General features: G+C 66.6%; 13 protein-coding genes. 7 read left to right on the forward strand and 6 right to left on the reverse strand.

The annotated features are described in order from the left end of the window. The first annotated feature begins 52 nt into the window (after positions 1-52). Positions 53-1,234: a GAK system CofD-like protein gene (locus tag BLQ77_RS01890; protein ID WP_089954701.1), complete on the forward strand. Its 1,182-nt coding sequence runs from the start codon at positions 53-55 to the stop codon at positions 1,232-1,234. A 229-nt stretch (positions 1,235-1,463) separates the two neighbouring features. Continuing rightward, positions 1,464-2,372, forward strand: coding sequence for a hypothetical protein (locus BLQ77_RS01895; protein WP_089954705.1), 909 nt, complete (start codon positions 1,464-1,466; stop codon positions 2,370-2,372). Positions 2,373-2,475: 103 nt separating this feature from the next. On the opposite strand, the gene BLQ77_RS01900 is transcribed toward BLQ77_RS01895, so the two are convergent. Together BLQ77_RS01900 and trxB are read right to left on the reverse strand one after the other, a co-directional pair. Next, positions 2,476-4,554, reverse strand: a complete 2,079-nt coding sequence (locus BLQ77_RS01900) for a bifunctional sulfate adenylyltransferase/adenylylsulfate kinase (RefSeq protein ID WP_040383842.1) — start codon at positions 4,552-4,554, stop codon at positions 2,476-2,478. A gap of 214 nt (positions 4,555-4,768) precedes the next feature. After that, the gene (gene trxB, locus BLQ77_RS01905; RefSeq protein ID WP_089954707.1) at positions 4,769-5,773 is read right to left on the reverse strand and encodes a thioredoxin-disulfide reductase; all 1,005 of its coding nucleotides are present in this window, start codon (positions 5,771-5,773) and stop codon (positions 4,769-4,771) included. 192 nt (positions 5,774-5,965) lie between these two features. Between trxB and BLQ77_RS01910 the strand changes: the two genes are divergently transcribed. Beyond that, a complete protein-coding gene (locus tag BLQ77_RS01910) occupies positions 5,966-6,466 on the forward strand; it encodes an Lrp/AsnC family transcriptional regulator (RefSeq protein WP_089954712.1) in 501 nt (166 codons plus the stop codon). Between the two features lie 46 nt (positions 6,467-6,512). Here BLQ77_RS01910 and BLQ77_RS01915 read toward each other — a convergent pair whose 3' ends face one another. From BLQ77_RS01915 to lgt, 4 genes are all read right to left on the reverse strand, one after another. Next, positions 6,513-7,193 (reverse strand): Hint domain-containing protein, encoded by a 681-nt coding sequence (locus tag BLQ77_RS01915; protein WP_089954715.1) that lies wholly within the window; start codon positions 7,191-7,193, stop codon positions 6,513-6,515. A gap of 646 nt (positions 7,194-7,839) precedes the next feature. Further along, positions 7,840-8,595: a peptidoglycan editing factor PgeF gene (gene pgeF, locus BLQ77_RS01920; protein ID WP_008884430.1), complete on the reverse strand. Its 756-nt coding sequence runs from the start codon at positions 8,593-8,595 to the stop codon at positions 7,840-7,842. Beyond that, positions 8,592-9,653, reverse strand: a complete 1,062-nt coding sequence (locus BLQ77_RS01925; RefSeq protein ID WP_089954718.1) for a class I SAM-dependent methyltransferase — start codon at positions 9,651-9,653, stop codon at positions 8,592-8,594. Before BLQ77_RS01925 ends, pgeF begins: the two co-directional genes overlap by 4 nt. Before the next feature lie 4 nt (positions 9,654-9,657). Next, the gene (gene lgt, locus BLQ77_RS01930; RefSeq protein WP_089954721.1) at positions 9,658-10,545 is read right to left on the reverse strand and encodes a prolipoprotein diacylglyceryl transferase; all 888 of its coding nucleotides are present in this window, start codon (positions 10,543-10,545) and stop codon (positions 9,658-9,660) included. A gap of 109 nt (positions 10,546-10,654) precedes the next feature. Here lgt and BLQ77_RS01935 point away from each other — a divergent pair, with 109 nt between their 5' ends. The 4 genes from BLQ77_RS01935 (at position 10,655) to BLQ77_RS01950 (ending at position 13,713) form a co-directional block, all read left to right on the forward strand. Then, positions 10,655-10,900 (forward strand): accessory factor UbiK family protein, encoded by a 246-nt coding sequence (locus BLQ77_RS01935; protein WP_008884097.1) that lies wholly within the window; start codon positions 10,655-10,657, stop codon positions 10,898-10,900. Between the two features lie 289 nt (positions 10,901-11,189). After that, positions 11,190-11,660 (forward strand): 50S ribosomal protein L15, encoded by a 471-nt coding sequence (rplO, locus tag BLQ77_RS01940; protein WP_089954725.1) that lies wholly within the window; start codon positions 11,190-11,192, stop codon positions 11,658-11,660. Between the two features lie 110 nt (positions 11,661-11,770). Continuing rightward, on the forward strand, positions 11,771-13,138 hold the full coding sequence (secY, locus tag BLQ77_RS01945) for a preprotein translocase subunit SecY (RefSeq protein WP_040383839.1): 1,368 nt from the start codon (positions 11,771-11,773) through the stop codon (positions 13,136-13,138). Beyond that, positions 13,135-13,713: an adenylate kinase gene (locus BLQ77_RS01950; RefSeq protein WP_008886196.1), complete on the forward strand. Its 579-nt coding sequence runs from the start codon at positions 13,135-13,137 to the stop codon at positions 13,711-13,713. The genes secY and BLQ77_RS01950 overlap by 4 nt, the downstream gene beginning before the upstream one ends. The last annotated feature ends 11 nt before the right edge of the window (positions 13,714-13,724 follow it).

The raw sequence follows: 13,724 nt of genomic DNA on the forward strand, positions 1-13,724 counted from the left end.
TAATGGCTGTCGCTTTCGGCGTACCCCCGACGACAGGCCCGACGAGACAGTGATGACCGATATCCGGATCGAGCGCGAGATCAGCCTGCCCGACGCCCTGCGCGTGTCGCGCGCCGCAAGTGCCCCGCACCTTGGCCCACGGGTGCTGTTCTTCAGCGGCGGCAGCGCGCTGAACGGCATCTCGCGGCAGCTCAAGACCTATACCTTCAATTCGATCCACCTGATCACGCCCTTCGACAGCGGTGGCAGTTCGCAGATCCTGCGCGAGGCCTTCGACATGCCCGCGGTCGGCGACCTGCGCAGCCGGCTGATGGCGCTGGCGGACGAGACGGTATTGGGCCAGCCCGACATCTACGCGCTCTTCAGCCACCGGCTGTCACGTAACGCCCCGCAGGAGGAGCTGCGCGCCGAGGTCGCGGCGATGATCGAGGGCAAGCACCCGCTGATTTCGGCCATTGCAAAGCCCATGCGGATGCTGATCCGCACCCTGCTCGAGAGCTTCGCCGCCGAGGTGCCGCGTGGCTTCGACTACCGCAACGCCAGCATCGGCAACCTGATCCTCGCCGGGGGCTACCTGAGCAACGGCCGCGCGCTTGAGCCGGTGCTGTTCCTGATGTCCAAGATGGTCGACGTGCGCGGCACCGTGCGCGCCGTGGTCGACGAGACGCTGCAGCTGGGGGTCGAGCTTTCGGACGGGCGGGTGATCGTCGGCCAGCGCCAGATCAGCGGCAAGGAATCCGCGCCCATCGACAGCCCCATCGCCCGCCTGTTCCTGAGCGACGGCACGCAGGAGCTGGCGCCCGGCGACGTGCCGCTGCCCAAGCGCAACCGCAAGCTCATCGCCCAGTCGGACGTGATCTGCTACCCGCCTGGAAGCCTCTATTCGAGCGTGATCGCCAACCTGCTGCCCGCCGGTGTGGGCAAGGCGATCGCCGCGCGGCACGTGCCCAAGGTGTTCCTGCCGAGCCTCGGCGTCGATCCAGAGGCATTGGGCCACGGGCTTGCCGACCAGGTGCAGGCACTTCTGGCGCCGCTGCTGGCGGATGCGGGCAGGACGATCCCTGCGCGGCAGCTGATGACCCACGTGCTCTGCGACCGATCGCAGAGCGACGCGGCCTGCGCCGAAGTCACCGCCCGCTTCGGCATCCCCTGCCACCGCCTGCCGCTGCGCCAGACCGATCAGGACAAGTACGACACGCGCAAGGTCGCGGAGCTTCTGGTTTCGCTGGGCTGAGCCCCGGTCCCACCACTGCCGCGACGGTCGGCGCCGCTGCCGCCTCGTTCGGCAACTGACGCCACGGCAACGGGAAATCCCCGGGAAAACCCCTCCCGGACCGGATTCGTGATTTGATGTGAGCAGTGTCCGCGGGTAACCGGGCCTCATCCGATGCGGGCGACGCCAAGACCTGTCCCCCCGGAGCCCTGAACCGACTTGCCCCGATCCGCAGAGCGGACCCGCTGCCATGCACGTGTTGTCTGGAAGAATACATCTTGTCATCGCCCTGCTTCTGCTGCCGGTCCAAGCCGCAGCGGACGATGCCGACCTGCGCGACGCGCTCAAGCTCGGCGCCTCGACCACGCTGAGCGCCGACATCACCGCGCACGAGGCCGCGCTTGGCAACGTGATGGACGGCTTCGGGCACGTGAACCTCTACGGCAACGGGCTCTATCTCGCCTCGCGTTCGCGCGAGAGCATGGCGCGCGGCTGGGCGGCGCTGAGCGTGCGGGAATACCATGACGACCCCTCGGGCGTCGCTTCGCGCCTGATGATGGGCTACGACTTCCCGCTGCTGCAGCACAGCCGGCTGGGCTTTTCCGCGGGTTTTGCCAAGGCCAACCTCGACACCGGGCGCGAGATCGAGAGCCGGAGCTTCTCGTTCGGGCCGTACCTGAAGACCCGGATCGGCGACAAGCTGAAGCTCAAGAGCTGGATGAACGTGGCGCAGCCGGTCTACCGCTACTCGGGTGGGAGCACACGGGCGATGCGCGTGGGCGGCGGCACCAAGGCCACGCTCTCGGACCGGATCGGCGGCATCAAGATGAGCTCGTCGGCGGCGCTGTCGATGTCGCACCAGTTCACGCCGAGTGCGGGCAGCCTCGACGGGTTCGAGATCTCGAACCTCTATTCCAGCATCTCGGCCCGGGCGACGCTGAACCCGGACGGGCACTTCAAGCCCTATTTCGACGTCGGCGTGACCCAAGGCTACTGGCGCAACGACTCGAGCTTCGGCGACTACAGCACGCCGCGCTTCGCCACCGGCTTCCAGTGGTCGCACAAGAAGCGGTCGCTGACGTTGCAGATTGACGGCAGCCACGTCTTCGACCCGACCCTGCCGGTCGCGCTGACCTCGAACTTCCGCCTGAGCTTCTGATCCTCCCCCTGCCCCGGCACGCAAACGCAGCACGCAGACCCGGCACACGAAAAGGGCGCCCGCTGTCGCGGACGCCCTTTGCTTAGCTGAGGGATGTCGGGGCTCAGTGGCCCGCGATCAGGCCCATGCTCTCGAGCTTCAGGATCACCTGATGTGCGCAGTTGTCGACATCGGTGCCTTCGGTCTCGACGCGCAGCTCGGGGTTGGCGGGAACGTCATAGGGGTCGGAGATCCCGGTGAATTCCTTGATCTTGCCTTCGCGTGCCAGCTTGTAGAGACCCTTGCGGTCACGACGCTCGCATTCCTCGATCGTGGTCGCGACGTGGACCTCGATGAAGGCGCCGAACTGCTCGATGTCCTCGCGCACGGCGCGACGGGTGGTCGCGTAGGGTGCGATGGGCGCGCAGATCGCGATGCCGCCGTTCTTGGTGATCTCGGACGCCACGTAGCCGATGCGGCGGATGTTGAGGTCACGGTGCTCTTTCGAGAAGCCGAGCTCGGAGGACAGGTTCTTCCGGACGATGTCGCCGTCGAGCAGCGTCACCGGACGGCCGCCCATCTCCATGAGCTTGGTCATCAGAGCGTTGGCGATGGTCGACTTGCCCGAGCCCGAGAAGCCGGTGAAGAACACGGTGAAGCCCTGCTTGGAGCGCGGCGGCTTGGTGCGGCGCAGCTCGGAGACCACCTCGGGGAACGAGAACCACTCGGGGATCTCGAGGCCTTCCTGAAGACGGCGGCGCAGTTCGGTGCCGGAGATGTTCAGGATGGTGACCTTGTCCTTGTCGAGGATCTCGTCGTTGGGCTCGTACTGGGCCCGCTCTTCCACATAGACCATGTGTTTGAACGGCACCATTTCGATGCCCATTTCCTCTTCGTGCTGCTTGAAGAGCTCCTGCGCGTCGTAGGGACCGTAGAAGTCCTCGCCGGCGGAGTTCTTGCCCGGGCCCGCGTGGTCACGGCCGACGATGAAGTGCGTCACGCCGTAGTTCTTGCGGATCAGGCCGTGCCAGACCGCCTCGCGGGGGCCGGCCATGCGCATGGCGAGCGGCAGCAGCGACATGGTGGTGGTCGACGCCGGGTACTTGTCGAGAACCGCCTCGTAGCAGCGCACGCGGGTGAAGTGGTCGACGTCGCCGGGCTTGGTCATGCCGACGACCGGGTGGATCAGCAGGTTGGCCTGCGATTCACGGGCGGCGCGGAAGGTCAGCTCCTGGTGGGCGCGGTGCAGCGGGTTCCGGGTCTGGAACGCCACGACCTTGCGCCAGCCAAGCTTGCGGAAGTAGGCGCGCAGCTCGTTCGGGGTGTCGCGACGGGCGCGGAAGTCGTAGTGCACCGGCTGCTGGATGCCGGTCACCGGGCCGCCGAGGTAGATCTTGCCGGCGGTGTTGTGCAGGTAGTTGACGGCGGGGTGCGCGTCGTCGTCGGCACCGAAGACCTTCTCGGCTTCCTTCGCCTTGTTCGGCTCCCACTTGTCGGTGACGGTCATGGTCGCGAGGATCACGCCTTCCTGGTCACGCAGCGCGATGTCCTGGCCGATCTCGATCTTGTCGGCGAAGTCTTCCTTGACGTCGAGCGTGATCGGCATCGGCCACAGGGTGCCGTCTGCCAGGCGCATGTCGTCGATGACGCCGTCGTAGTCCGCCTCGGACAGGAACCCTTTGAGCGGGTAGAAGCCACCGTTCATGAGCAGCTCGAGATCGCAGATCTGGCGCGGGGTCAGGTCGTGCGAGGTCAGCTCGGCCGCCTCGACCTTGAGCTTCTGCGCGCTGTCGTACGAGACGAACAGCTCGGGGATGGGAGCAAGGTAGTTCTGCATCAGACTTGTCCTGTTAGTGGAGGGGACGTATGGGCTGCCGGTTCCGGTCAGCTCTGCGTGAAGGGCCTGGTACTCCAGGAATTTCCGCGCGAGGAAACGGTCGGTGAGTCTGGCTTTTTCAGCCGCTCCGCGCGAGGTCAGCGTGTAGGCGAACCTCTGGCGCCGGTCCGGCCCCACACGCTCGCTCACTTTGATGAACCCAGCTTCGGCAGCCGCTCGCAGCTGCGCGTTGAGCCGCCCGAGGGAGACCCCGATGGCCGATGCGATGTCCCGCTGCGACGCTTCCGGCGCCAGGTCGACCTGGCGCAGAAGGTGAAACAGGGGACCTTCCTCATCGGTAATCGGTTTTGCACCAGGTGCGGGCATGACGAGCGACTCAAAGTGTGTTCACGGATGAACGCATTACACGGATGACCGGACAGAAAAAGCCCTAACTGGCCGATCAGGGGGATTCCTGCCGACGTGATTCTTGTGCAACGCCCGGTTGCCGGGAAATCACGCACTATCACTTCGCGCGCAGCGGAACACGAAAGGGGCGCGCCATCGGCACGCCCCTTCCCCGAGCCAGATTGGCGAGGGATCAGTCCTCGGCCGGCACCTCGGCACCGTAGCCGAGCGGCAGGGACTCGTCCTTGCCCTCGTCGATGCCCTGCTCCGCGAGCCAGCGCTCGGCCTCGAGCGCGGCCATGCAGCCCATGCCCGCCGAGGTCACCGCCTGGCGGTACTTGTGGTCGGTCAGGTCACCCGCGGCGAAGACGCCGGGGATCGAGGTCGCGGTACTGTCGGGCTGGGTCTTCACGTAACCGCCCATGTGGGTCTCGAGCACGTCCTTGACCAGCTCGCTGGCCGGGGCGTGGCCGATGGCGATGAACACGCCCTTGCAGGGGATCTCGGTGATCTCGCCGGTGCGGACGTCCTTGGCACGCACCGCGGTCACGCCCTTGGGGCTATCCTCGCCCACGACCTCCTCGAGCGCGTGATGCCAGAGCGGCACGATCTTCTCGTGCTTCATCAGGCGGTCCTGCAGGATCTTCTCGGCGCGCAGCTCGTCGCGACGGTGGATCAGCGTCACCTTGCTGGCGAAGTTGGTGAGGAAGAGCGCCTCTTCCACGGCGGTGTTGCCGCCGCCCACCACGACGATCTCCTGCCCGCGGTAGAAGAAGCCGTCACAGGTCGCGCAGGCGGAGACGCCGAAGCCCTTGAACGCCTCTTCCGACTCGAGCCCCAGCCACTTGGCGCGGGCGCCGGTGGCAAGGATCACCGCGTCGGCGGTGTAGGTCGTGCCGCTGTCGCCATGCGCCACAAAGGGCCGCTTGTCGAGCTCGAGCGAGGTGATGATGTCCGAGATGATCTCGGTGCCCATGGCGCGGGCGTGGGCCTCCATGTTGACCATCAGGTCGGGGCCCTGGATCTCGGTGTGGCCGGGCCAGTTCTCGACCTCGGTGGTGGTGGTCAGCTGGCCGCCGGGCTCGAGCCCCTGCACGAGGATCGGCTCGAGCATCGCGCGCGACGCGTAGACGCCGGCGGTGTAGCCCGCGGGGCCGGAGCCGATGATGAGAACCTTGGTATGGCGTGTGTCGGACATGGGAGGCGCCTCGGAAGCTGTGGCATTCGGTTTGGTCCATGCATATAGACATGTGGGCCGCCTGCGCAAACCCCGGGCAGAACCATGCGATTCAGGTCGCAAATCATTAACAATCTTTCGCGAAAACGAAACTTTATTGCGCCGGCCGTGCGGGATGGTATAACAATCGCGAATTCACGTGAGGACTGACTGATGCCCGGGAACCGGCTTGATCCCATCGACAGAAAGATTCTGGCCGAACTGCAAGCCGACGGTCGTATGACCAACGTCGAACTTGCCAAGCGCGTGGGCATTTCCGCGCCGCCCTGCCTGCGCCGTGTGCGCACGCTCGAAGAGCAGGGGTTCATCCGCGGCTACCACGCCGAGGTCGACCCGCGCGAGCTGGGATTCGAGGTTCAGGTCTTCGTCAGCGTCGGACTCCAGAGCCAGGCCGAGATCGACCTGCGCGCCTTCGAGGACCGCTGCCGTGCGTGGCCGCTCGTGCGAGAGTGCCACATGTTGAACGGCGAGGTCGACTTCATCCTGAAATGCGTGGCACCGGACCTCTCGACCTTCCAGAGCTTCCTGACCGGCGAGCTGCTGACCGCGCCCAATGTCGGCTCGGTAAAGACCTCGCTGGTGATCCGCGGCGCCAAGGACGAGCCGGGCGTGCCCTTCGACGTGCTCGAGGAACGGCTGAACCGCAGCGCCTGACCGGCCGGGCGCAGGTCTCGGGCAACACCCCTTCAGGCGGCAGTCTTCAGGCCGTGACGAGCCCCTCGATCACGTCACGGGTCGTGCGCGTCATCGTCAGCTCGCCGAAATCATGCATCATCCCGATGTTCGGGAACATCGACAGGAACAGCGCCCGCATGGGCTCGCCGAGGCCGCGGGTGACGGTCTTGCCCGGGTGATAGGTCTCCATCTCGATCCCGCCCACCCGGATCGTGCCGTGCCGTCCGAGCATCAGGTGAAAGAGCTGCACCGGGGACGCCGGCGTGACCTGCACGATGCGGTCGCCGTCGGCGAAATCCGCCACCGGCACTAATACCCGCTCCTGCCCGATCAGCGATTTCAGGCGGCTGCGGCGCAGCACTATGCGGGCGGCAGGCCCCACCAGCACGTCCGCCTGCGGCCGTGTCGGCCCGAAGGCATCTGCGGTGATCCGCGACAGCTGCACGACCGTGGTCTCACCAGTCTCGACCCCCGGCACGTAAGAGGTCGAGCCGATCCACGTCACCGGCTGCGCGCCCTCGCTGCTCTGCACGTAGTCGCCCGGCAGCAGGTCCTCGATGGCGACGGGGCCGCGCACCGTGGGAATCAGCGTGCCGCGCGCGAAGGCGGTGGCCGCCTCCTCGAAGAGCGCGGTGGCCGGCGCAACGTGGCTCTTGCACGAGATGGTGAGATCGGGACGCAACGCGGCGGCCTCGTACCTGCGCATGAGAGAAGATGCGCGCTGCGGCCGCCCGTCCCGGAGAGAAGCGGTGTCACGATGGACATTGTCGGAAACCGGATCGCCCGAGGGACGGAAGGACTGGTGCAGGCTGGACATGTGATCCCCCTTTCTTGAGGCGGTCACATCCGTGCTGGCCCCCACCAACAACGACAGAAGGACATTCGCGGCTTCGTTGGCGAGCAACAGGCCGGGCTGCCCAGCATCTGTCAAAATTGAACCGGATTTGACCTATTGAGGCCGGTCGGTCCGGCCCGATGTATAGGATTGTCGGAAAATACCGAACCGTTTCGCCACAATTCGCCGAGGGCCGGCGAATCAGGTGCAATCTTCAGGCAAGCGCCAGGAGCGTCGCGGGGCTCTTTCGTCGGGACTGGCAAAGGCGCCCGCAGGCCGGGCGACCTCCGGTCGCGGCCTCTTTGGTATCGATCAGCGTTCTTGTGAAACGGCTCTGCGCCTTCATTGCCAGCTCCCCATATCCGGTCCCGGACCTGCCGGGACACCCTTGCCGGATCGCAGGTGCGTCCTGCGTCCTGCACCGAGGATGCGCAGGAATTGGGGCACGTTTTGGACCCGTAGCGGACAATTTCAGGAAATGGCCGCCTTTGTTTCCGGCCCTATCCCGGGTCCCGGGTCAGAGCCGGATCACCGAGATCAGCCGGCCGTAGTCGGCTTCCTTGTCATGCACCGACCGGCGGTACGAGAAGAAGCGCTCCGGGTCGGAATAGGTGCAATGCCGGGTCCATTGCGCCTCGACGCCGGCGCTGCGCAGGCGGTGCAGCCCGTAGCCCGGCAGGTCGAAGTGCAGCCGGTCGCCCGAGCCACCGGCGAAGAACCGGGCGTTGACCGGATCCTCGGCCATGAAGACGTCGAAGAACTCGGGACCGACCTCGTAGGCGCGCTGGCTGATCGACGGGCCGATCACCGCCTGGATGTTCCCGGGCGTGGCCCCGAGCGCCACCATGGCCGACACCGTGGCGTCGAGCACGCCGTCCAGCGCCCCGCGCCAGCCGGCATGGGCCGCGCCGATGACGCCGGCCTCGGGATCTCCGAAGAGCACCGGCTGGCAGTCCGCTGTCAGCACCGCGAGCGCCACGCCCGGGGTGGCGGTGACGAGCGCGTCGGCTTCGGGCACCGGCCCCTCGTGCGGGCCCGACACGGTCATGACGCGCGCGGAATGGGTCTGGTGCACGTTGATCAGCTGCGCGACCGGCACCTCCATCGCGTCGGCCACCCGCGCGCGGTTGATGGCGACGATCTCGGACTGGTCCGAGGAGCCGTTGCCGCAGTTGAGTCCGGCGAAGACTCCCGAGGAAGCGCCCCCTCGTCGGGTGAAGAACCCGTGCCGGAAAGGGGTCAGGGCCTGCGAGGTGATGATCTCAAGCGTCATGTCAGAAGTCCGGGCGGCGGTGTGGCGCTTTCGGGGAAGAACCCGAGTGTCTTGAACAGCGAACCCATTTCCTCGGGGTGCGTCAACCGGCGATGTGCGGCAATGTGGCTGTCGAGTGCCGGGCCTTCGAGCTTTGCGGCAAGGGCCCGCGCACGATCGGTGATACCGAGCCGTTCGAGGAAGATGCCCTGCGGCACCAGCGGGGCGGTGGCACAGGGCGCGGCCTGCGCGAGCGCACCAAAATCCACGTGAGCGGTGAGATCCGCCTCGCCCGGGCAGTCGAGCGGCCCGAGCTTGCGATGGCGGCGGACCGCCTGGAACGTGTCGCCCAGACTTTGGTCGCTGCCGTAGTCGACGATGAGCGCGGCGCCGCCGTGTTCGGCGATGCGGCGGCCGATCTCGGCGGCGATCCCGGTGGCGGGGGCGCAGGTCTCGACCATGTCGCCCTCCTGCGTGTCCGCAAGCCGCGACTCGAGCGACGCCAGCGCCACCGGCTCGGTAAGCCCGAAGGCCAGCGCGCCGTCCTGCACGCCCACGACGCGCTCGGCCCAGCCGGTGCCCACGCGCAGGAACTGCCGGATGGGCAGCGCATCGAAGAACTCGTTCGCAAGCAGGAAGAGCGGCGCCTCGGGCAGGTCGGCGACGCTCTCGTGCCAGACCGGCATCAACGGCGCCAGCCGCCGGTGCTGGGCGTCGCGCAACGTGGGCGAGGCCTCGACGAGGTGCAGCCGCGCCGCCTCGAGCATCCCCGGCACCGCGCGCATCGCGCGCGTGGCGTCGGCCATCAAGGTCCCCCGCCCCGGCCCGAGCTCGGCCAGGACGAACGGCGCGGGCCGGCCCTGATCGATCCAGCACTGCGCGAGGCAGAGCCCCAGCAGCTCGCCGAACATCTGGCTGATCTCGGGGGCGGTGGTGAAATCGCCCGCCGCACCCAGCGGGTCGCGGGTGGCGTAGTAGCCGTGCTGCGGATGCAGGAGACAGGCCGTCATGTATTCCGCGACGCTCATCGGGCCCTCGGCGGCGATGCGCCGGTGCAGGATCTCGGCCAGCGGGGTCATGCCGTCACACCCGCCGCCGCGCCGCCACCAGCAGCGCCAGCCCCACGAGGATCATCGGCAGCGACAGGATCTGCCCCATGGTGAGCCCCCAGCCGTTCACGTGCCACGCAAGGCCGAGCGGATTGCCGGGCGAGACGAACTGCGCATCCGGCTGCCGTACCAGTTCCACCAGGAAGCGCGCGACGCCGTAGCCCGCGAAGAACACCCCCGCGACGACGCCCGGCGTCTTCAGCGCACCGCGCGCGAAGGCCAGCCAGATCAGCAGCCCGCCCAGCAGGATGCCCTCGAGCCCGGCCTCGTAGAGCTGCGACGGATGCCGCGCGCAGAGCTCGCCCACCGCCTGCCCGCAGGCCTGCGCCGCCTCGCCCGGGAAGATCACCCCCCACGGCAGGTCGGTCGGCCGCCCCCAGAGCTCGGCGTTGACGAAATTGGCAAGCCGCCCCAGCAGCAGCCCCGGCGGAACCGCCAGCGCCACGGTGTCGGCGGCTGGCAGCAGCGGGATGCGATGGCGCGAGAAGAATGTCAGCGCCGCGACGATCACCCCGATCAGGCCGCCGTGGAAGGACATGCCGCCATGCCAGATCATCAGGATCTCGGCCGGATGACTGAAATAATAGCCCGGCTGGTAGAACAGCACGAAGCCGAGCCGGCCGCCAAGGATGATGCCGAGGATGATCCAGGTCATCAGCTGCTCGAGCTGCTCCGGCGTCATCGGCGGGCGGTCGTCGCGCCAAAGCGTCGCACGCTTCAGCGCCGTCGCCGCCAGTTTCCAGCCCAGCAGGATGCCGGCGATATAGGCCAGCGCGTACCAGCGCAGGGCGAATTCGAAACTGCCGATCGAGATCGAGAACAGCTCGGGCGAGAGCGGCGGGAAAGGAATGGCGGCTTTCATGGGCGCATGAGTGCAATTGCTTTGGCGGGGAAGTCAACATCGCCCACGCGGACTTGAGCCCGGGGCCCACGCGCTCCATATAGAGGCAAGAACGCATCAGGAGGTCACCATGCAGACCCGCAGCAAGGTTTTCGACGACATCTCGCAGCTCATGACCAACGCCATGGGCGTGGCGCAGGGCGCAAAGGAAGAGGCCGAGACCGCCATGAAGTCGATGATCGACCGCTGGCTGGCGGACCGCGACTTCGTCACCCGCGAGGAATTCGACGCCGTCCGCGCCATGGCCCAGAAGGCCCGCGAGGAGAACGAGGCGCTGAAGGCACGCCTCGACGCCCTCGAGAAACGCGCCGACTGAGCGCGCCGCACTGCAGAGCCTCTGTGCCCGGCGATCGCGTCCGGGCGCAGCCGGGGCGCGTGTCTCAACAGGGTGACGGATGTCAGCGCCTGCGGACCCGCCCCTTCCGCCTCCCCGGAGCCTGATTCTGCTGGCTCCGGCAGCGTCACAGAGCCATGCGCGGGCCTTGCCTTGCGCGTGATGTGACGCTATAGGCCCCCGGTGGCATTGCGCCACCGATTCAGAAAACCAAGAAACGCCGTGGTTGGCCCGTTCGCTTCGGGGTCACATCCGGCAATGGAGAAGCGACATGAAACTCAACGAACTGCGCGACAATCCGGGCGCAACCCGGTCCAAGAAACGCATCGGCCGCGGCCCGGGCTCGGGCAAGGGCAAGATGGGTGGCCGTGGTATCAAGGGCCAGAAATCCCGTTCGGGCGTGGCCATCAACGGCTACGAAGGCGGCCAGATGCCGCTCTACCAGCGTCTGCCCAAGCGCGGCTTCAACAAGCCGAACCGCAAGGACTACGCTGTCGTCAACCTCGGCCTGATCCAGAAGTTCGTCGACGCGGGCAAGCTCGAAGCCGGCTCGATCACCGAAGAGACCCTCGTCTCGTCGGGCCTCGTGCGCCGCAGGCTGGACGGCATCCGCGTCCTTGCCAAGGGCGAGGTCACCTCGGCCCTCACCATCGAGACCACCGGCGCGTCGAAATCGGCGGTCGAGGCGGTCGAAAAGGCGGGTGGCACGCTGAAAGTTGCGGTGGCGGCAGCCGCCGAATAAGCGGGTTGTGAGCGGTGAGACAGCCGCTTACATAGGACCCCACGTTTTCCACGAACGCCGCCGGAGCCGGAAAGCGCTTCCGGCGGCGTTCTGCCTTCGAGAGGACCCGCATGGCATCCGCTGTGGAACAAATGGCCGCCAACACCAGCTGGGCGGCGCTGGGCAAGGCCACTGACCTTCGCAACCGCATTCTCTTCACCCTCGGCCTGCTGATCGTCTACCGGCTGGGCACGTACATCCCCGTCCCCGGTATCGACGGCGCTGCGCTTCGTAACTTCATGGAGCAGGCAGGCCAGGGCATCGGCGGCATGGTCTCGATGTTCACCGGGGGTGCACTGGGCCGCATGGGCATCTTCGCCCTCGGCATCATGCCCTACATCTCGGCCTCGATCATCGTGCAGCTCCTCGCGGCTATGGTGCCGTTCCTGGAGCAGCTGAAGAAAGAGGGCGAGCAGGGCCGCAAGAAGATCAACCAGTACACCCGCTACGGCACGGTGGCGCTTGCGCTCTTCCAGGCCTACGGCCTCGCGGTCTCTCTCGAGGCGGGCGATCTTGCCCACGATCCGGGCTGGTACTTCCGCGCCGCCGTGGTCATCACCCTCGTGGGCGGCACCATGTTCCTGATGTGGCTGGGCGAGCAGATCACCGCCCGCGGCATCGGCAACGGCATCTCGCTGATCATCTTCGTCGGCATCGTGGCCGAGATCCCCGCCGCCCTGGCCCAGTTCTTCGCCAGCGGTCGCAGCGGTGCGATCAGCCCTGCGATCATCCTTGGCGCCATTGTGATGGTGGTCCTCGTGATCATGTTCGTGGTCTTCATGGAGCGCGCGCTTCGAAAGATCACCATCCAGTATCCGCGCCGCCAGGTCGGCATGAAGATGACCGAAGCCCAGCAGTCGCACCTGCCGGTGAAGGTCAACCCGGCGGGCGTCATCCCGGCGATCTTCGCGTCGTCGCTGCTGCTGCTGCCGACCACCATCGCGACTTTCAGCCAGGCGGGCTCGACCGGCCCGGTGATGTCCACGATCCTCGCCTACTTCGGCCCGGGACAGCCGCTCTACCTGCTGTTCTTCGCCGCGATGATCGTGTTCTTCGCCTATTTCTACACGTTCAACGTCTCGTTCAAACCTGACGAGGTGGCGGACAACCTCAAGAACCAGAACGGCTTCATCCCCGGCATCCGCCCGGGCAAGAAGACCGCCGATCACCTGGAATACGTGGTGAACCGGATCCTCGTGCTTGGCTCGGCCTACCTGGCCGCGGTCTGCCTGATGCCCGAGATCCTGCGCTCGCAGTTCGCCATTCCGTTCTATTTCGGCGGGACATCGGTTCTCATTGTGGTATCCGTCACGATGGACACCATTCAGCAGATCCAGAGCCATCTGCTGGCACACCAATACGAAGGTCTTATTCAGAAGTCGCAGCTGCGCGGCAAGAGTAAGAGCCGAAGCAAGCGCAGGGGACCCGCTCGTCGATGAACATCATTCTTCTTGGACCGCCCGGAGCCGGCAAAGGCACTCAGTCAGGGATTCTTGTCGAAGAGCGTGGCATGGTCCAGCTGTCGACGGGTGACATGCTTCGCGAAGCCAAGGCCAGCGGCAGCGAGCTCGGCAACAAGGTTGCCGAAGTCATGGCCCGCGGCGATCTGGTCACCGACGAGATCGTCATCGGCCTGATCCGCGAGAAGTTCGAGGCAGACCCGTCGCGCGGCTACATCTTCGACGGCTTCCCCCGGACCCTGAAGCAGGCCGACGCGCTCGGCGACCTGCTCGAGGAGATGGGCCAGAAGCTCGACAAGGTGATCGAGCTGCGCGTGGACGACGAGGCGCTGGTTTCGCGCATCGTCAACCGCGCCGAGCAGGCCAAGGCCGCAGGCCAGCCGGTCCGCGCCGACGATAACGAAGAGTCGCTGCGCACCCGCCTGATGGCCTACTACAAGATGACGTCGCCGCTGGTCGGCTACTACTATGCCAAGGGGCTCTATTCCCGGATCGACGGCATGGGGCAGATCGACGAGGTCAAGACCGCGCTGGCGGCACGGCTCGACGAGTGATTGCAGCGACA

The organism is Salipiger thiooxidans (assembly GCF_900102075.1).
GTDB lineage: Bacteria > Pseudomonadota > Alphaproteobacteria > Rhodobacterales > Rhodobacteraceae > Salipiger > Salipiger thiooxidans.